Below are 17,237 nucleotides of genomic sequence, written 5' to 3'. Positions count from 1 at the left end.
ATGACACGCACCCACAATTCCTCTGGTGCCCTGCGATTGCGACTGTGCTGGGTATTGGCCTTTTGCTGGTTTATCGTCTTTCTGTCAGGCACGCTGCCGGGTTCGAATACGGCAGTATCACAAAGCCTGCAAGCGCTGTTGTTGCTGCTGTTCGTAGTGCTGCACGCATCGCTCTCGTATGGATATAAAGGCTTTGCGACCTATGCGGGAATCGCATGCGTCGTTTCGTTTGTCATGGAGGCGACCAGCATCCAATCCGGTTTCCCTTTCGGTTTCTATACGCACAATGTCGCCGGCCTCAAGCCGTTGGGCGTGCCGCTATACGTGCCGCTCGTCTATATGACCGCGGGTTGGATGGCCTGGGTTCTGTCACAACTGATCACGCGAGATCAGCCGTCTGAAGCGAGTGGCGCTGCGCGGTTCACGACGCCGCTGATCGCGGCCTTCGTCCTTACGTTCTTTGACTTTCCGCTTGATCCGACGGGAGCGACCGTTCAAGGGTTGTGGACGTTCCGCCATCCCGGCGGCTATTTCGGTGTCCCCCTGACGAACTTTCTCGGCTGGCTGCTAACCGGCTGGCTGTTTTTCCAGCTGTTCGCGCTACTGGAGCGGCGCTTTGGGTCCGAACGCGCTTCTACCGTGCATAGTTCGGGATACTGGCTTTTGCCATGTCTGGTCTGGGCAGGAATGGCCGTGCAATTTCCAATCAAATATGCGACGTCGCCCCAAGGCACAGTCAGTGTCGGTGCGCGCGTGTTCGTTATTGCGGACGTGTACGAATCCAGCGTCATTGCGGCTTTGCTGACAATGGTATTCGCCGCGCTGGTTGCGATTATGCGCATATGGTCGCCTGCGGCAGTCGCGCAACGAGATGAGCAACGAGGTAAGTAACGCAACAAGTGAGCAGCACGTTGGCATGAGTTGGAACATCAACTCAGCAGATTCGCAAGGACGTCGAAAACGCGCTTGTCGCTGCATTGGGACACATTGAAGCGCATATAACGGCTCGCACTCTGCGACACGCTAAAGACATTGCCCGGCGCAAGCACCAGATCGTGCTCGAGTGCCCGCCTCGCGACTTCAGATGAGTCGAACCCTGCCGGCAATTGAACCCAGACGAACATGCCCGCATCGGGACGCACCCAGGGCGTACAGCCGAGTCGCTGCAGGTGATCGATCGTCAGGCTCATGTTTCGCCCAAGCCGTGGCCGCAGCCCTTCCAGATGGTGGCGGTAACTGCCGTCCACGAGCAGACGATGCGTAATCTGCGCAGACAGATCGCTCACGCCGAAGCTCGTGGCCAGCGCGAGATCCGTCAAGCCTTCGATCAGATCGCTGCGTGCGGCGATAAAGCCGCTTCTTAGCGCGCCTGACAGCGTCTTTGAAAAACTCCCCAGAAGCACGACCCGGTCGAGGCCATCGAGCACCGCGAGCCCTGGCGGCGCGCTGCCGTCGAGGTCCGCGTATACGGTATCTTCGACGAGGATCAGGTCGTGCGCTTCCGCGAGCCGGAGCAGCCGGTGCGACGTGGAGGCGCTGATGTTCACGCCGGTCGGATTGTGCAGCACTGCCGTCGTCACATAGAGCTTGGGACGATGCTTGACGCAGGCCGCGGCGAATGCCTCGAGATCGGGGCCGTGCAAGGTGTGCGGAACGCCCACCACTTCGACGCGTTGCGCTTGCATCATCGAAGGGAAGTTGAAGTAGCACGGGTCATCCACGAGAACCGTGTCGCCGGGCTCGAGGAAGAAGCGTCCAATCAGGTCGATCGCGCGCGTCGCCGATTCGGTCAGCAGGATCGAGTCGGGGCCGGCCGTGATATCGCGTTCGCCTAAACGTCGCGCGAGCTGGTCGCGCAATGGGTAAAACCCTTGCGGCGTGCCATAGGCCGTGAAATTCGCGTTTTCTCCGCGCGCGATGGTGCGCAGAATGCGTCGCATCACGTCGCCCGGCAGCCAGTCGTCGGGCAGCCACCCGCAACCGGGTCTTAGCGACGGATCGCCTACCACTAACGAGTGGCGCATGATCCATAGCGGATCGATCGCGCGATCGTACTGCACTTCAGGCTTCACCAGCCGTAGCGGCCGCACGCGCGCCGCTATCTCGCCCTCCATGTTCCGGATGGCTAACGAGTACAACCAGCGACAGTTCCCTGCAATCCCGAAGTACTGTACCCGCGTATATCAGGTACAACGGCAGGTACGGATGCGGTGCGTCAGCGCGAGAGCTCCTGAACGGTCTGCTCGGTGGTCCATAAGGCGTGAGCGAGATAGCGGTAGTTGATCAACGCCGCGAGATAGCCGTCACCGTCCGGCAGCCGCGGACCCGCGGTCGCGTCGCGCACCACGACGACTTCGAACCCCTGTTCGATCAGTTCGCGCAAGTGCGATTCGATACACAGGTTTGCCGCCATGCCCGCAAGGATGATTTGCGACACGCCCTTCTTTCGAAGCTGCAATGCCAGATCGTTCGTCTCCGGGCCATACACCTTGTGCGGTGATGCGATGATGGTTTTGCCGTCAAGAATGTACGGTTTGTACGCCTCAAGAAAGTCCGCGCCGGACCCGTCGAAACCTTCGAGCGTGGTCGGTCCTTTGCGATCGAACATGCCCAGGCTGTGCATGACCTTTTCCAAGGGGCCGCCGAAATGCCATTCATGGTCGTGCGGATAGTAGTAGTGCGGCGAGATAGCCACGGCAATACCCACGTCTTTTGCAGTCTTGAAGAGACGTCCCAGATTCTCAACCGTATTGTTTTCCGTGATGCTCTGCCCAAACACCGACCAGGTCACACCTGTGGGACTCAGAAAGTCATTCTGCGGATCGATCACGACGAGCGCCGATTTCGCACGGTCCAGCTTGAAGCCCGTTTGCGGCAAGGCCGGATCGGCCGGGTCCGCGTAGCGGTTGACGTTCTGTTGCCCTGCCTCGTTTGCCTGACTCATGATTCCTCCACCATCTGAAAGTACATCGGGAAAGCAGGGACCACCGGGTCACAACGGCTGCCCCCACACAAATATAGATGACCGGTCGTCTTATAAAAACGCCAAAAAAAATCAGCGAATCAAGCGCGGCAACACGACCTTCTCGAAACGCTCATAGGCCTCACCGCTTTGTTCGATCTTGCCACGCATGACCGCGCCTTCGTAAGCCTCGATCACGATCGCCGCGAGTTCTTGCGTGTTTTCCTTGCGGTCGAGTTCATTCCGTTCCTGAGCCTCGCGCAGGCACGCGGCGATAGCCCCCTGCCAGCGCGCGAGTAACGCCAGAAGCTTCGCGCGAGCCTCTTCGCTGCCATTCGACAGTTCCAGCGACAGATTGCCGATCAGGCAACCCAATGCAAAGTCGTTCCTGCCGTGATCATCGGTGAGAGCGCGAAAGAACTTCCGGATGCGCGCGAGCGGCTTGATACGCGCGTCGTACAGAATCGGACCATGACGGTCTTCGATGGACTGCCAGTAGTCTTCGAGAATTTCGGCCGCAAACGCCTCTTTGCTGTCGAAGTAGTTGTAGAACGAGCCCTTCGGCACACCGGCTGCCGCCGTGATGTCCTGCACGCCGCAGCCGTTGAAACCGCGGTCGTGAACGACGTCGCGCCCGACCGACAGCAGTCGCGAGCGCACCTCAGGATTAGCGGGACGCGGCATCTTCGTGGATCTCCGGTTAGCGTCGATGGATAACAAGATAACCGGTCATCTATTTATTGTCAACGCGGCGGAGCCAGAATACCTGGCATCGCGACAAAGCCATCGAGGTATCGCATAGCGTCCAGCCAGCGGCGGATTGCCGGGAAATCATCGTGGGCAATGCCGCCTTCATGCGAAAGCGCGATGTCGGGAAAGCAGGCGATATCGGCAAGCGTCGGTGTTTCGCCGACCAGCCAGTGCCGGCCTTCGATCTCGCTTTCGGCAAGATGGTCGTCGACAAGCCTGAAAATTGTACGCGCAGCGCGGCGTGCGGATCGAACGTCGAGCTCATAGCCGAACACGTCGTGCAGCCGGGCGGCCGATGCCGTGCGAGTGAGGTCGCGCGCGATCGCAAACCAGCGGGCGACTTGCGCACGCGCCACAGGTTCGATCGGAAACCACATCCCTTTCGAGTCGTAGCGGCTCGCAAGATGGACCAGAATCGCCTCGCTATCGCGCAACCGCGAGCCACCATCATCGAGAACCGGCAACTGCGCCGATTCGTGTTCTCGCCCAGGATAGAAATCGACGGCAACGGTTTCATACTCCACGCGCAGAAAATGCATGAAGAGCCGCAGCTTGTAGCAGTCTCCCGAGAGTTCGTAGTTGAGAAGTCTGATCATGGAGGCCGTCTCCTTCAACGAGAGGGTTTGACTTCCACGCCATAGCGAAGGCCCCTGGCCTTTAGCCATCGGCGGTAGGCCATCGACATCGCATCCGCGCGTGTCGATACTTCCGCGCGCGCGTCGAGCGGCAAGCGCTTCGGCAACTGGCTTTCGAGAATCGGCTTGTCTTGCCCGAAGATGGTCTGCTGGAAACTCACGAGCGCAGTGTTGTCGTGTTCGTCGTCGAACAGCAGCATCAGCAGATGAGCGCGGCTTTCCACTTCGCCAAGCGGTTGCACGAACAGCGCGATCACATCACGCTCCGCGGGCATGCGCGGACTTGTTTTGTAGAGCAGCGCGCAGAACGGCTGCGGCACGCGATACGTATAGTCGACGTCCATGCCCGCGTTTGCGGCGGCCGCGGCGCGCGGCTGCCAGAATGCGCAATCGGTGGCCCAAAGTTCGCCGTGTTCGTCCTCGTGCACCTTGTAGTCTTTTACTTCCGTGTGCGGTTCCTCGCCGAGAATGCCTGTGTGCACATAGGGGAAATGCCCCATATCGAGAAAGTTTTCGATCACGCGCGGCGCCGACGTATGCACACCGAAGGCGCCGCAATCGATAACGCGACGGCCCGGCTGCTCATATTGCGGCAACGTGAAGAGCGCACGTCGCGGCGCGGCAAGCGCGACCCACGTGCAGCCGTAACGATCGATTGCGTGATAGCGCTGTCGCGCGCCGATCTCGGGCGCGGCAACGGGCTCGCCTGTTAGCGTGTCGCGCCAAACAGCGAGCGGCCGCCCAAGCAGACGGGTGCGCAGCGGCATCTCGCCGATGCGCGACGCGGCCGATACGGCGAACCATTCGTCGACAGGTGCTCCGTTCAATGCCTTCAATGCCGCATCGCGCTGCGCTTCGCTCATCGTCTGCTCCCTGCCGGCGCGTCGTGCGCGCTGGCCTCGAGTTGCGTGCGAAGCTCCCTGAATGCACGCGCCGCGCGCAACATCGCCTCGACGCGCGCGCCGCTATCGGCTTCGTCTTCGGTGTCGATCCACAGATAGATGACGGTTCGCTCGCCGCTCATCGGCTGCAGGAAAAGCACGCGGCGCGTGCCGGACTCATCGCGCTGCTCCATCACGGCGCCACCCGCACGCGCCGCCGCGAAGTGGTCCAGCAGAAACGAGCGCGTGGCATGCGGCGATCGATAGACGACAAAGCCGCGACAAAACGCATTCGGCATCTGGACATCGCCGATACCACGCCACGATGCATCGCCCAGCGTCGCCCAGATCAACCCGCCTGCTTCGCGCACGGCATAGGTTTTAGCGCATGCGCTTCGCGGCGGCGAGAGGTTCGGTTTCGCAGGAATATAAGTGCAAGCGCCGTCTTTTCCGAAGCGCCAGCCGTGGTAGGCACAACTGAGCGTGTCGGCGGCGACCCATCCTAGAGAAAAACGCGTTCCGCGGTGCGGACAGCGGTTTTCCCATGCATGCGCCTCGCCGTCCGCGGAGCGCCACAGCGCGAGTTCCTGGCCATCGAGAAACGACTGCATGATGCGCCCTTCGCCCACTTCACGTGAAGCGGCGACGGGATACCAATGGATCTGCGCATCGATACAGTCAGGCTCGATATCAGTCAACTCATGCTCCCGCCGGTGCCGAACGCTGTTGCCGAATGAAACGGGTCGCCCCACGCATCCATTGAACGCGCGTCTGCGCAGATTATTCCACTTCCAATGCGTGGAGCGGCGCCGAGCGGTTACATCAGTGCTTCGTCGATCCGTTCTGGCTACCGCGCGCCGCAAGCAGATTGAGCATCGCCGTCGTTGCAGCCTCTGCGGACATCGGGTTCTGTCCCGTCACGAGATTGCCGTCCACCACGACGTGAGAACTCCATGGTGCGCCGCCGTCGAATAACGCGCCGGCTGCGCGAAGCCGGTCTTCGAGCAACCAGGGTGCGTTGGCGGCAAGACCCGTCTGCGTTTCTTCGGCGTTCGTGAACGCCGTCATCCGATATCCCTTGAATGCCCAGTTCGTCTCGTCGCCGGCCGCGAGAAAGCTCGCCGACCCGTGGCACAGCGCAACCACGACCTGCTCCGGATTCGCCAGTGCCGCGCTCAATATCCGGCCTACGTTCGCATCGACGGCCAGATCCTGCATCGGACCGTGTCCGCCGGGCACGAACACGGCATCGAAGTCGGCTGCGTTGATCTCTTCGATGCGGCGCGGCGTGCGTAACGCTTCAGCGTGTTGTTCCAGATAAGCGAAAAGCCTGTCGACTTTCGCGACGTCGCCCTCGTTGGTCTCCGGCGTAAGACTGATTTCGTCGACGACGGACGGCTTACCGCCCGGCGTCGCGATCGTCACCTTGACGCCCGCCGACGACAGCATGTCGTGCGGCACCACGAATTCTTCGGCCCAGAAACCGCTCGGGCGTTGCGCGCCATCCTTCTGCGTCCACGAAGTGGCGCTTGTTAGAATCATCAAAATCGAATACATGTCGGGCACCATAAAAAGCTCGGCATAGGCGAGCGGTTGTCGAATTGACGAAGCGCAGTATGGAGATCGACCCCGAGCGAGTAAATGAACTGGAGGCGAATTTGAAATTCCCGCGAATGGAATGGCGCGCGCGGAGCGGCGACGCATGAATCGGTTCGAAGCGTTGCGGGTGTTCTGCGTGGCGGCCGAAAGCCCTAATTTTCGCGACGCGGCGATACGGCTTGGCGTCTCGCCGCAGGTCATCACGCGCGTCATCAAGCAGCTCGAAGAGGAACTTGGCGAGCCGCTCTTTCATCGCAGCACGCGCGGAGTCCGGATGACGCATTTCGGAGAACAGCTCGCGCTGAAAAGTGCGGCAGCGATCGCCGGTGTCGAAAACATCTTCCCGGCCGAGGCATCGGGCACGAGCGACGAGCTTTCCGGTGTGGTCCGCATCGCCGCGCCGAGCGCGCTCGGGCACCGCTTTATCGCGCGCGGACTCGCGCCGGTGCTCGCCGCGAACCCTGGGCTCACGCTCGATCTGCGCTTATCGGAAGTGCTGGCCGACGTGGTCGACGAGCAGATCGATATCGGCGTGCGGATCGGCCCGATGCGCGACAACCGCTTTGTCGCGCGAGCCGTATCGAAGGCGCTGCTGTATTTCGTCGCCGCGCCCGCATTGCTCGAGCGTGTCGGGCACCCGGCGAGCAAGCGCGATCTGTTCACGCGGCCCATCACGGCGCTGATCGATCGCAACACCGGAAGGCCGTGGCCATGGATGTTCAGCGACGGCAATCCGATCGTTCCCGCGAACCCGGCCTTTGTCACCGACGATCCCGCAACAGAGTGCGAAGCAGTCGCCGCGGGAATCGGCATCGGGCAATTGCCCGGGCATCTTGCCTTGCCTTTGCTGCGCGAAGGCGTGTTGACGCCTCTGCTCGATCGGTTGCGTCCGCAAGCTTCCACGATGTACGTGTATCGGCCTCATCGAACGCCGGTGCCGCGTCGCGTGCAACGGGTCTTTGACGAGCTCTGCAAAATTCTTGCAGACTGCGAGGAAGCGCCCGAAATCGCACCGCCTGCAAAGCGGCGCGCAAAACATCCGTAGTCATCACACACGCTGTACAAGCGAGCACACGATGGAAATCGATCTTTCGGATTTGACCGCGTTTGTGGCCGTGGCGCGTGCCAAAGGCTTTCGCGATGGCGCCCGCCTCGCCGGCGTCAGCGCCTCGGGGCTCAGCGAAGCGGTGCGCCGGCTCGAAGCGCGGCTCGGTGTGCGGCTGCTGCATCGGACCACGCGCAGCGTCGTGCCCACCGAAGTGGGTGAGCGCCTGCTGGCGCGGCTAGGTCCTGCGCTTACCGAAGTCGAAGCGGCGCTCGATATCGTCAACGGCTTTCGCGACAGGCCCGCAGGCACGCTGCGGCTCAATGTGCCGCTCAGCGCGGCGCGCTTGATCCTGCCGTCCATCGTGCCGCGATTTCTCGACGCCTACCCCGATATACGGCTCGAAATCGTCGCGGACGAGAACTTCGTCGATGTGCTCGCAGCGGGATGCGATGCCGGCATTCGCTACGACGAGCGGCTCGAACAGGATATGATCGCGGTGCCGATCGGTCCGCGCGTGCAGCGCTTCGCCACTGCGGCTTCTCCTGCTTATCTTGCAAGGCGCGGCCGGCCCACGCATCCGCGCGAACTGCTCGATCATGCATGCCTGCTCGGCCGTTTCCCGAGCGGCTCGATGCCGCCGTGGGAATTCGAGCACGCGGGAGAAGTGCTGCGGATCGAGCCTTCCGGTCCGCTGCTGGTGCAACTCGGCGGCGCCGTCGATCTCGTCGTCGACGCGGCCATTGCGGGAACCGGCGTAATCCACCTGTATGAAGAATGGTTGCGCCCGCATCTGGAACGCGGCGCGCTCGAACCGATTCTCGAACCGTGGTGGCGGCCGTTCTCCGGGCCCTTCCTTTACTATCCGGGCCGGCGCCTCGTCCCCGCGCCGCTGCGCGCGTTTATCGACTTCATCAAGACGGATTAATCGCAAGCCGCCTCACCCGCGCACTACACTAATCGACGCGGCGCCGCGTCGACATAGCCCACGCCGTCAAGATCACCAGACCGGCACAACGCTTTTCGTCGCGCCTGCACGCATATGCGCGCGTGTCTGCGACCGCCCTCGCCAAGGAGGACATCATGCTCAAAGGCGGCTGCTTCTGCGGGAAGGTTCGTTACGAGATCGTCGGTATGCCTTTCTATTCGACGATCTGCCACTGCGTGGACTGTCGCCGCATATCGGGTGCCCCGTTCGTCGCCTGGTTTAGCGTCAGGCAATCAGAGTTTCGCTTTGTGCTTGGCGCACCCGCAGCGCTGGCCAGCAGCAAGTCGGTCGTGCGCGCATTTTGTGCGGACTGCGGCACGCACCTGACTTATCAACACGAAGACTTTCCCGGTGAGATCGATATTTCGACATGCAGCCTCGATACGCCGGAGCAGGTGCCTCCACTGCACCACACATGGACTTCGCAGCGGGTACCGTGGATTCGCGTGTCGGACGCGTTACCCAAACATGCCGGAAGCTATATGTCACCCACGAGATAGTCGATCAGCGCGCGGGCCGCGGGGCGCGACGCTCGGCCTGGCGGAAACACGGCGTGGATCTCAACCGGATCGAGCTGCCAGTCTTCGAGTACCTGCACGAGGCGCCCATCCGCAAGCTCGCTTCGGCACCCCCACAAACCGACGGTCAAAATACCCAGCCCGGCGATCGCCGCGGCCGTCGCGCCCTCGTTGACGGTAGTCGTCAGGCGTCCTTGTCCTTGCGCCTGCACGGGCCCCTGTCCGCGCAAAACAAACTCGCGTCCGCCTTTGCGGAGCGTCCATCCCAATGAAGCCGCGCTCGATGGCCCCAGCACGAATGCATGCTCGCTCAGATCGGATGGCTCGACAGGCCGCCCCGCGCGCGCCAGATACTCAGGCGAAGCCACAAGCATTCGCGGTGAACGTCCGATAAGCCTCGATCTCGCAGTCGAATCCGGTAGCGCACCGAACCGGATCGCCACATCGACGCCTTCCGCAATCAGATCCTGCCGATCGTCCGACATCAGCAAGTCGATGTGCAACGCGGGATGCCGCGCCATGAAACGCCCGATGCGCGGAATCACCTCGCGGATGCCGAAGCTCGTCGATAGCGCGACGCGCAGGCGACCGCGCAGTTCCGAGGTACCGCGAGCCACAAGATCGGCCTCTTCGAGCGCTTCGAGAATCGCCTCGACACGCATCAGATAGTCGACGCCCGCCTCGGTCAGTTTCACCGCGCGTGTGCTTCTGACGAAGAGCGCGGTTCCCACGTCCACTTCGAGTTCCGAAATCTGCCTCGACACCGATGGCTGGCTGATTCCCAGTTCGCGCCCCGCTTTCGTAAAGCTCGACGTACGGGCGACCCGCGTGAAAAGCCGCAGCACGGATAGTTTGTCATTCATTTGGCTGGCGAATAACTGAAAGTCGTTCAGCCATTCTACCCGTCAACGGACAAATAAATCACCATGACTTCACGCCAACACCGGCGAGCAAACAAGGAGTCGGGAAATGAACCTGCAAGACAAACTGGATGCCTTCAGAACGCACTTCGAGAGCAAGGTCGCGCCGCCCCACGTGGTCGAACTCTTTCACAGGACAACAGATGAACTGATCGCAACGGGTCAGGCCGGGCGTTCGCTCAAAGTGGGCGATGTCGCCCCTACGTTCACGCTCAAGACAGCCGAGGGCGAGCTTGTCTCGTCGACGGACATGCTCGAACGCGGGCCGCTCGTTGTCACGTTTTATCGCGGCGTCTGGTGCCCATATTGCAATATCGATTTGCAGGCTATCGAGGAAGTCGCAGAGGAGATCCGCTCGCTCGGCGCACATCTCGTTTCGATCTCGATGCAGACCGCGACACACAGCCTGAAGTCGCAACGGCAGAACAAGCTCAGTTATCCGATTCTCGTCGACGCAGGCGGCCAGACCGCTGACGCGTTTGGAATCCGCTTCCGCCTGCAGGATGAACTGATCGAAGCGTACAAGGGGTTCGATGTCGACTTGCCGGTTATCAATGGCGAGGCGAGCTGGACACTGCCGATGCCGGCTCGATATGTGATCGCGCAGGACGGCACGGTGGCCTATGCCGAGGTAAGTCCCGACTACACGAAGCGGCCCGACCCGAGCGAACTGGTGACGGTCTTGCGGAAATTGCGGCAGCTGGAAAACATCGCCTGAGCGATTGCCCTTATCGGTAGCGCGAGGTTGAGCGAGAACAGTGGCCCATTTGCGGGGTCGGTTCTCGAATGTCTCGCGCACAAACTTGCCTGCCGCGATTCCCTGCGAATTCAGCGTTCGAATGCAGCCATGCGCGCGACGACTCCGTGAAAACCCCTGTTGTATTCAAGCCGCGAAATGCCGGTTACAAGGGAAATCTCGAACGGTTGGCGGGTTGAACGTGCCTTATGATTACGCTGCCTGTTTAATGGGCAGGCAAGCATGACTTACCGCGCAATGCAGTCATACCGCATTCGGCGATCGAGGCGCGCGGTCGAAACAGAAGGTCTTCGAATGTCGATTTTCGCAGCCGCCAAATGGGGCGTTTTCATGAAGGGCCGCAACCGGGGCTATTGGATCGCCGGGGCATGCTTATGGGGCCTCACCAGTGCCGCATTTGCGGAGGTCGCTGCAACAGCGCCCGCAAAACCCGCGGGCCACACTTCTTCCGCACCTTCGGCGCATCGCTCTACGGTTCGGCCGACTGAACGGACGCAACCGCATACGCACACCGCTCGAACGGAGCATGCGGTTTCCGCGAAGCCAGCAACCACGCCCATAGCGAACGCCACCACGAAGCAACCCGAGCATAGCTACAGTGCAGCACTGAGCCAATACCAGTTCGCGTACGGGAACGCCAATGTCCCGTTCTCGCCCCAGCCGGAAAACGGCGAATCGCGCTATGCGGGCACGACAGTCGAGAGTCAGATTCTGAAGCGAAATTCGACGCCATATGGCGCGCCTGCAGCGCCGGCTTCGTCAGTCAGCTCAACCGCATCGGACGACAACTGGCGCTTTATGGCCAACCCGCTCATCAACGCCACTCATATTCACGAAGTCGGCGCAGCCGTTTCTGTCCGGCACGATTTCTAGGCAAACGCTATCGCCCTACTGGCTGGCACCAGGGGTGACCGATATCGCAATGGCCTCGGTGTACACCACCTTCACCTGATCGCCCTTCCGGACATGTTTCATCTGCTCCGGGTCCTCCACGATCACATCCACGATATTGCCTTGCGGCCCCTTCAATGAGACCGTTTTTGATTTGGCATTAACGGAAATCACGTCCGCCATCACGGTCACTTCCCTGCCAATCGTGCCGCCTGGCTTCTCACCCGGAGCCGCGCGCTTTTCTATAATCTGCTGCGTGGCGGAGCGTGGGCCGCTCGTTTTCTCAAGGCTTAGCGAAATCGCTTTCCTGTATTCCATTGTGACGATATCGCCAACCTTAAGCTGATCGAAATTGCGCGCTTCCTCGCCTACCTGAACCTCGAACACCCGGCCGCTCGCCTCCTTCAGTGTCACGGTCCGCGTTGCCGGCGCAATAGCCACGACCGTGGCCGTGACTGTGGAGGTTGCCGCCGCCGACACATTGCCCGTTCCTTTTGATACGTCGACCGACGTTTGCGGTTGAGCGAGTGCGAAATGCGCCACCAGCGCGAGGGTGGCTGCCAGCAGAAAGTGTCCGACCTTCATCGTTGTGCTCCTCGGAGAGTTCGTGCGCAGTCCACCTGCGAGCCTTGCTTCGTGCCGAACTTCGGCGCCGGCGGATCCTGCTTCAGCCTACTCACAGCGTTGCACGAACGATATTGGACCTTAGTCCAATTGGTCATTCAAAGCGTTTGCATGTAGCCGCTTCGCGAATCGCTATCCCTTCAGGAAAATTTCCCGCTAACAAATCACTTCCCGTTCTCAATTCATTTTCATTAAAAACGGAAGTCATAATTCGGAACCCTTATTTAATAAAAAATATTTTTGAAAATTCAGATAAAGGCATTAAATGAACTATGCGTCTTCGAGCCCATCAATGACGCACATGGAGGATGACAATGCAGAGGCGAGATTTCCTGATCACCGCGATTGCGGCGGCTGTGCCGGCCGTATTCGCCGGATGCACGACGACTTCCGGCAGCGGCGAGAGCGCAGCAACGGATATGGCGCAGCGTCAGTCACTCGACGCGAGCGTCGATGGCGCACTGTCGCGCCTCTATACCTCGGTCAAAGGGTCGCGGGAACTCATATCGAAGGCACAAGGTGTTCTGGTCTTCCCGAACGTGCTTCAGGCCGGATTCATCATCGGTGCCCAGCATGGCGACGGCGCGCTGCGCGTGGGCGGCGGCACCGTCGGGTACTACAGCACGACATCGGGATCGGTCGGACTAACCGCGGGTGCGCAATCGAAGGCGATTTTCTTTCTTTTCATGACGTCCGATGCGCTCGCTCAGTTCCGGAACTCGAAAGGGTGGACGGTTGCCGGCGACGCCTCCGTGGCGCTCGTGAAGGTCGGCGCCAATGGCATGATCGACACGACATCCGCGACGGCGCCTGTCGAGGTCATCGTCATGACCAATGCCGGCCTGATGGCGGATGTCTCGCTTGCCGGCACCAAGGTGACGCCGCTGAAGATTTAAGCCCCGTGCCGGCGAGGTCTGCGAATCCCGCGGCCATCGCCGATGTCGTCGATATCGGCTGGCAGTCTTCAGCGGGATCTGCCATATCGTTCGAAAAGCTGAAGCACGAAACACGCGTAGATTGTCACGCCGAGGAACAACCCCATGCGCACCGCGAACGCGGCATAAACGTCCTTGCCGGCCGCACTGTCCTGCACGGACTGACCCAGCAAAATAATCAGCGTAACGAGGCTGTTCAGCCAGAACCCCGGCGATTGCCGTGTCGGGCTCAGGCGATAGAGTTTGCGCCCTGCCAGCAAGCCGAACAGCAGCATCCACAGATAAAACATCCAGAGGTTGACGAAGAGCCTGAGTGCAAACCAGAACACGATTGCGAGCAGTCCACCGAGCAACGTGGACCCGAGCAGTTCGCGTGCGGCATCGCGAGCGGACGTCGTGCAGCTTTGGCGGCCGAGGCTGACCGATTTCATGATGATCGGCATGTAAGCGGCCGGATCGCTCATTGCGAGCAGCCACGCGGGCATGACCACCAGTGCGGCTCGCAGTGCGATTCGCACGGCCTCACCATCCCGAGCCGTGCGTGCTTGCGGCAGTTGCGGCCTTTCGCTCGCGGGCTCCGGAAAGATCGCATGACTCAATGCCGACACGAACAGCGCCACGAGCAGCCCTTTCACGAGCGCGCCCACGACGGTCGCGGCCAGTTGCATATCGGCAACGCCGGCCGCGGAGATCATGGTCAAACCGGCCGCGAGGAAAGTGGCGACGAGATTGTTCCCGCCGCGAAGACCGTAGCGAAACGCCAGAAAGAGCCCGAGGCCGACCGTCAGCACGCCGGCGGCGGAGTAATAGCGAAGCAGCGGAACGACCAGTAAGCCGCTGCCTGTCGTCGCCGCGACGATCATAGCGAGTGCAAGCGCCGCCTTGAATGTCAACGGCCCAGTCCGCGTGGCGAGCAAAAAAAGGGCAAATACCGGCGCTATCACCGGAATCGGCAAGTCCAGCGCGAAACTGATCGCGAGGCTGAGCGCTGTCCCAGTCGCCAATCGAAGCACGCGCCGGCCAGACCGCTGAACGTCGCTTTGCATAGGCATCCATACCATCAGTAAACGTACGAGAGCCAGCTCATCGCGCGCAAAAACACTCTGCCGGGCAGATTGAGCGGGTTGCCCGGACTGGGGAACGCCATCACCTCGGCCTGACCGCCGACACGAATGTTGTGCAGTTTTGCGCGTTCGTCCTTTGCGAACTCGACGATCACCGGAAAGCGCTGGGCCGGACGCAGCCAGTCGCGGCTGTTCTGAACCGTCGGCAGCGTGCCCGGCGGCGTGCTCGGCCCGACGTTCACCCCGTAGCCGATGCTGCGCACATGTCCTTCGAAAATTTGCCCGGGCAATGCGTCCAGAGCGATGGCGACCGGCGTGCCTGGCTCGAGGCGTCCGAGGTTGTTCTCGGTCATGTCCGCGCTAATCCACACATCACGAATCGCGATCAGCGTCATGAGCGGATTGCCCGCCGCAGCAAACTGGCCCACTTCCGTGCGCAGGTCGGTGATCACGCCCGCCGAGCGCGCGCGTATCCGCGTATTGGCAAAATCGAGTTCCGCCTTTTCGAGTGAAGCGGCGGCGCTGCGCAGCTGCGCATTTTCCGCGTCACGGCCGCCTTGCTGTTCGCGCGCGCGTTCCACTTCCGCGCGTGCCGCCGCCACCTGGCTTTGCGCCTGTTCGTAAGTGGCACGCGCGACTTCAAGGCGACGCAGCGAGACGGTGCCTTCGTCTTCCCGGTAGAGTCGTTCGAGCCGGTCGCTGTCCTGGCGCGCCTTGACCTCGTTCGCGAGCGCCGCGCGTAACGATGCGCGCGCCGAATCGATGCCGGCCGTGCTGGCGCCGATCTGCCGGCGCGTCGATTCGAGTTCCGCGCGCGCCCGATCCGCGGCAATCCGGTACTGCTCGCCATCAACTTCGAACAGCACATCCCCTGCGTTGACTTCCTCGTTGTTGTGCACGAGTACGCGTGTCACCCGGCCCGACACTTCCGCGGCCACGGGCACGACGTAGGCCTCGATGCGAGCCTGTTGCGTATAGGGCGTAAAACGATCCGCCAGCAGATACCAGACAAGGCTGACGGCAATCGCACCGAGCACCCATTTGACCGCCCTCGACGAAGGGTCGGCGGCCGGCGCCGGCGGCTGTCGCGGCGGGTCCGCGGAGGGTTCGGGCGTGCCGCTCATTGCACCGGCCCTTCCGGCTTGCCGCCGGTAACGGATGATGCGGCCGGCTCGTCGAGCAGATCGCCCCAGTCGGTGCGCTGCTGCATCTGCATGCGCGTCGCCGGATCGACGAGCGGCTGTGCCGTGTACCAGCCGCCGCCGAGCGCCTTGTAAAGCGCGATCACGCTGCTCACCGCATTGCCGCGGTTGACGACATACGCGTCCTGCTGCGAGAACAGCGCGCGTTGCGCATCGAGTACCCGCTGAAAGTCCGAATATCCTTCGCGATAGATCGTGTTGGCTAGCGTGAGCGAACGCCGCGCCGCGCGCTCGGCATCGTAAAGAATACTGTCGCGCTGCAACGCCGCGATCAACGCCGTCGCCGCGTCGTCGGCCTCGCGCGCTGCTTCGCGCACGGTGTTCTGATAAGCGACGATCAGTTGCTGCAAACGCGCATCCTGCACGCGCACGTTGTTCGTGATCCTGCCGTGATCGAATACGTTCCACGTGACGCTCGGCCCGCCGACCACGGCAAGCGTATTCGGCGAACCGGTCAGCGAACTGGCGCTCCAGACAAGCGAGCCGAGCAGCGACACGGACGGGTACAAGTCCGCCTCCGCAACGCCGATCAGCGCGGATTGCGCGGCCATCTGCCACTCGGCCGCGCGCACATCGGGACGACGCAGCAGGAGATCGGCGGGCACATCCTGCAATACAGCCCGGCTGACGAGCGGAAGCACCCCCTCCTTGCCGGGCTGCATGTCGAGTTCCGGCAACGGGTCGGGCGGCCGGCCGATCAGCACCGACAACGCGTGGCGCGCGAGCACGATCTGGCTTTCGAACACGGGAACACTGCTCAGCGTGCCGAGGTATTGCGTCTTCGCCTGCTGGAGATCGAGTTCATCGCTTTCTCCGCTTTTGAAAAGGCGTTGCGTGATCTCAAAGCTGCGCTTTTGCAAGCGGGCGTTTTCGCGCGCGATATGCAGACGGGCCTGCGCGGTACGCAGCGCGAAATACGTATCGGCCACCTGCGCGTGCAGCAGCACCAGCACGTCGTCGCGATTGGCCTGCGCCGCGAAGAACGACGCGTCGGCCGACTCGATCGCGCGGCTGAAGCGCCCCCAGAAATCCAGCTCCCAGCCGATGCTGAAGCCCACGCCGTATTGCCAGTAGGCGCCTGAGCGCGGGTTGAAACCGTCGGAGCGCTTGCGTGCCGAATACAGCACATCGGCATTGACCTGCTGCAGTTGCGGATACCGCCCCGCGGTCGCAATGCCTAGTTGCGCGCGGGCCTCGATCACGCGCAGGCCCGCAATCTTCAGGTCACCGTTTTGCGCATCGGCTTGCGCAACTAGATACTCGAGATTCTCATCCGCGAAAATTCGCCACCATTGCCGGACATCGGGCTCGGTACGCTGCTCGGTGACCTGCGCAATCGAAGCGCTGCTCCAGTGTTCGCTCCAGTTTTCGTGCTGCGGATGAAAATCGGGCCCCACGCTGGTACATCCGCAGAGGCAACCCGCGCCGATAAGCATGAGCCACGATTGACGCAGGTTCGTCGACAC

General features: G+C 61.6%; 19 protein-coding genes. 7 read left to right on the top strand and 12 right to left on the bottom strand.

The features are described 5' to 3' along the window. Complete coding sequence (locus KZJ38_RS27610) at positions 1–891, top strand: carotenoid biosynthesis protein (RefSeq protein ID WP_219803142.1); 891 nt, start codon at positions 1–3, stop codon at positions 889–891. A gap of 38 nt (positions 892–929) precedes the next feature. Here KZJ38_RS27610 and KZJ38_RS27605 read toward each other — a convergent pair whose 3' ends face one another. The 7 genes from KZJ38_RS27605 to KZJ38_RS27575 all read right to left on the bottom strand — a co-directional run bounded on the left by KZJ38_RS27605 (position 930) and on the right by KZJ38_RS27575 (position 6,785). Further along, positions 930–2,114, bottom strand: a complete 1,185-nt coding sequence (locus tag KZJ38_RS27605; RefSeq protein ID WP_219803141.1) for an aminotransferase-like domain-containing protein — start codon at positions 2,112–2,114, stop codon at positions 930–932. 101 nt (positions 2,115–2,215) lie between these two features. After that, positions 2,216–2,944, bottom strand: a complete 729-nt coding sequence (locus tag KZJ38_RS27600) for a cysteine hydrolase family protein (protein ID WP_219803140.1) — start codon at positions 2,942–2,944, stop codon at positions 2,216–2,218. A gap of 111 nt (positions 2,945–3,055) precedes the next feature. Next, positions 3,056–3,646 (bottom strand): TetR/AcrR family transcriptional regulator, encoded by a 591-nt coding sequence (locus tag KZJ38_RS27595; RefSeq protein WP_219803139.1) that lies wholly within the window; start codon positions 3,644–3,646, stop codon positions 3,056–3,058. Between the two features lie 59 nt (positions 3,647–3,705). Then, positions 3,706–4,308: a glutathione binding-like protein gene (locus KZJ38_RS27590; protein WP_219803138.1), complete on the bottom strand. Its 603-nt coding sequence runs from the start codon at positions 4,306–4,308 to the stop codon at positions 3,706–3,708. A 14-nt stretch (positions 4,309–4,322) separates the two neighbouring features. Further along, positions 4,323–5,210 (bottom strand): aromatic ring-hydroxylating oxygenase subunit alpha, encoded by an 888-nt coding sequence (locus KZJ38_RS27585; RefSeq protein ID WP_219803137.1) that lies wholly within the window; start codon positions 5,208–5,210, stop codon positions 4,323–4,325. Then, on the bottom strand, positions 5,207–5,926 hold the full coding sequence (locus KZJ38_RS27580; RefSeq protein ID WP_219803136.1) for a Rieske (2Fe-2S) protein: 720 nt from the start codon (positions 5,924–5,926) through the stop codon (positions 5,207–5,209). The genes KZJ38_RS27585 and KZJ38_RS27580 overlap by 4 nt, the downstream gene beginning before the upstream one ends. Before the next feature lie 124 nt (positions 5,927–6,050). Further along, positions 6,051–6,785 carry a type 1 glutamine amidotransferase domain-containing protein gene (locus KZJ38_RS27575; protein WP_219803135.1) on the bottom strand — a complete coding sequence of 245 codons (735 nt, stop codon included), beginning with the start codon at positions 6,783–6,785 and terminating at the stop codon, positions 6,051–6,053. Between the two features lie 145 nt (positions 6,786–6,930). Between KZJ38_RS27575 and KZJ38_RS27570 the strand changes: the two genes are divergently transcribed. The 3 genes from KZJ38_RS27570 (at position 6,931) to KZJ38_RS27560 (ending at position 9,360) form a co-directional block, all read left to right on the top strand. Next, positions 6,931–7,872 carry a LysR family transcriptional regulator gene (locus KZJ38_RS27570; protein ID WP_219803134.1) on the top strand — a complete coding sequence of 314 codons (942 nt, stop codon included), beginning with the start codon at positions 6,931–6,933 and terminating at the stop codon, positions 7,870–7,872. A gap of 31 nt (positions 7,873–7,903) precedes the next feature. Then, positions 7,904–8,800: a LysR family transcriptional regulator gene (locus KZJ38_RS27565; RefSeq protein ID WP_219803133.1), complete on the top strand. Its 897-nt coding sequence runs from the start codon at positions 7,904–7,906 to the stop codon at positions 8,798–8,800. A 155-nt stretch (positions 8,801–8,955) separates the two neighbouring features. Further along, positions 8,956–9,360, top strand: coding sequence for a GFA family protein (locus tag KZJ38_RS27560; RefSeq protein WP_219803132.1), 405 nt, complete (start codon positions 8,956–8,958; stop codon positions 9,358–9,360). Here the strand turns inward: KZJ38_RS27560 and KZJ38_RS27555 are convergent. Continuing rightward, entirely contained in the window at positions 9,339–10,241 is a 903-nt protein-coding gene (locus tag KZJ38_RS27555; RefSeq protein WP_219803131.1) for a LysR family transcriptional regulator, read from the bottom strand. The genes KZJ38_RS27560 and KZJ38_RS27555 overlap by 22 nt on opposite strands. A gap of 106 nt (positions 10,242–10,347) precedes the next feature. Here KZJ38_RS27555 and KZJ38_RS27550 point away from each other — a divergent pair, with 106 nt between their 5' ends. Further along, entirely contained in the window at positions 10,348–11,016 is a 669-nt protein-coding gene (locus KZJ38_RS27550; RefSeq protein WP_219803130.1) for a peroxiredoxin-like family protein, read from the top strand. Between the two features lie 333 nt (positions 11,017–11,349). Beyond that, positions 11,350–11,928, top strand: a complete 579-nt coding sequence (locus KZJ38_RS27545) for a hypothetical protein (RefSeq protein WP_219803129.1) — start codon at positions 11,350–11,352, stop codon at positions 11,926–11,928. Positions 11,929–11,943: 15 nt separating this feature from the next. Here KZJ38_RS27545 and KZJ38_RS27540 read toward each other — a convergent pair whose 3' ends face one another. Then, complete coding sequence (locus tag KZJ38_RS27540; RefSeq protein ID WP_219803128.1) at positions 11,944–12,531, bottom strand: hypothetical protein; 588 nt, start codon at positions 12,529–12,531, stop codon at positions 11,944–11,946. Positions 12,532–12,884: 353 nt separating this feature from the next. Here KZJ38_RS27540 and KZJ38_RS27535 point away from each other — a divergent pair, with 353 nt between their 5' ends. After that, positions 12,885–13,466: a BPSL1445 family SYLF domain-containing lipoprotein gene (locus KZJ38_RS27535; RefSeq protein WP_219803127.1), complete on the top strand. Its 582-nt coding sequence runs from the start codon at positions 12,885–12,887 to the stop codon at positions 13,464–13,466. Positions 13,467–13,534: 68 nt separating this feature from the next. Here KZJ38_RS27535 and KZJ38_RS27530 read toward each other — a convergent pair whose 3' ends face one another. Genes KZJ38_RS27530 through KZJ38_RS27520 form a run of 3 tightly spaced genes read right to left on the bottom strand, consistent with a single transcriptional unit; the run spans position 13,535 to position 17,207 of the window. Next, positions 13,535–14,551, bottom strand: a complete 1,017-nt coding sequence (locus KZJ38_RS27530; RefSeq protein ID WP_219803126.1) for a DUF2955 domain-containing protein — start codon at positions 14,549–14,551, stop codon at positions 13,535–13,537. 14 nt (positions 14,552–14,565) lie between these two features. Then, positions 14,566–15,693, bottom strand: coding sequence for an HlyD family secretion protein (locus KZJ38_RS27525; RefSeq protein WP_219803125.1), 1,128 nt, complete (start codon positions 15,691–15,693; stop codon positions 14,566–14,568). Then, complete coding sequence (locus tag KZJ38_RS27520; protein ID WP_219803668.1) at positions 15,690–17,207, bottom strand: efflux transporter outer membrane subunit; 1,518 nt, start codon at positions 17,205–17,207, stop codon at positions 15,690–15,692. The genes KZJ38_RS27525 and KZJ38_RS27520 overlap by 4 nt, the downstream gene beginning before the upstream one ends. Positions 17,208–17,237 lie beyond the last annotated feature (30 nt).

Origin of the sequence: Paraburkholderia edwinii (genome assembly GCF_019428685.1) — a bacterium.
Classification (GTDB): Bacteria; Pseudomonadota; Gammaproteobacteria; order Burkholderiales; family Burkholderiaceae; genus Paraburkholderia; species Paraburkholderia edwinii.
This window is presented reverse-complemented; position numbering and strand designations above follow the sequence as displayed.

Coding starts and splice junctions, on each gene's coding strand:
- KZJ38_RS27530 (WP_219803126.1), bottom strand. CDS start 14,551: ATGCAAAGCGACGTTCAGCGGTCTGGCCGGCGCGTGCTTCGATTGGCG.
- KZJ38_RS27555 (WP_219803131.1), bottom strand. CDS start 10,241: ATGAATGACAAACTATCCGTGCTGCGGCTTTTCACGCGGGTCGCCCGT.
- KZJ38_RS27595 (WP_219803139.1), bottom strand. CDS start 3,646: ATGCCGCGTCCCGCTAATCCTGAGGTGCGCTCGCGACTGCTGTCGGTC.
- KZJ38_RS27565 (WP_219803133.1), top strand. CDS start 7,904: ATGGAAATCGATCTTTCGGATTTGACCGCGTTTGTGGCCGTGGCGCGT.
- KZJ38_RS27525 (WP_219803125.1), bottom strand. CDS start 15,693: ATGAGCGGCACGCCCGAACCCTCCGCGGACCCGCCGCGACAGCCGCCG.
- KZJ38_RS27535 (WP_219803127.1), top strand. CDS start 12,885: ATGCAGAGGCGAGATTTCCTGATCACCGCGATTGCGGCGGCTGTGCCG.
- KZJ38_RS27560 (WP_219803132.1), top strand. CDS start 8,956: ATGCTCAAAGGCGGCTGCTTCTGCGGGAAGGTTCGTTACGAGATCGTC.
- KZJ38_RS27610 (WP_219803142.1), top strand. CDS start 1: ATGACACGCACCCACAATTCCTCTGGTGCCCTGCGATTGCGACTGTGC.
- KZJ38_RS27585 (WP_219803137.1), bottom strand. CDS start 5,210: ATGAGCGAAGCGCAGCGCGATGCGGCATTGAAGGCATTGAACGGAGCA.
- KZJ38_RS27545 (WP_219803129.1), top strand. CDS start 11,350: ATGTCGATTTTCGCAGCCGCCAAATGGGGCGTTTTCATGAAGGGCCGC.
- KZJ38_RS27540 (WP_219803128.1), bottom strand. CDS start 12,531: ATGAAGGTCGGACACTTTCTGCTGGCAGCCACCCTCGCGCTGGTGGCG.
- KZJ38_RS27570 (WP_219803134.1), top strand. CDS start 6,931: ATGAATCGGTTCGAAGCGTTGCGGGTGTTCTGCGTGGCGGCCGAAAGC.
- KZJ38_RS27605 (WP_219803141.1), bottom strand. CDS start 2,114: ATGGAGGGCGAGATAGCGGCGCGCGTGCGGCCGCTACGGCTGGTGAAG.
- KZJ38_RS27550 (WP_219803130.1), top strand. CDS start 10,348: ATGAACCTGCAAGACAAACTGGATGCCTTCAGAACGCACTTCGAGAGC.
- KZJ38_RS27575 (WP_219803135.1), bottom strand. CDS start 6,785: ATGTATTCGATTTTGATGATTCTAACAAGCGCCACTTCGTGGACGCAG.
- KZJ38_RS27590 (WP_219803138.1), bottom strand. CDS start 4,308: ATGATCAGACTTCTCAACTACGAACTCTCGGGAGACTGCTACAAGCTG.
- KZJ38_RS27600 (WP_219803140.1), bottom strand. CDS start 2,944: ATGAGTCAGGCAAACGAGGCAGGGCAACAGAACGTCAACCGCTACGCG.
- KZJ38_RS27520 (WP_219803668.1), bottom strand. CDS start 17,207: ATGCTTATCGGCGCGGGTTGCCTCTGCGGATGTACCAGCGTGGGGCCC.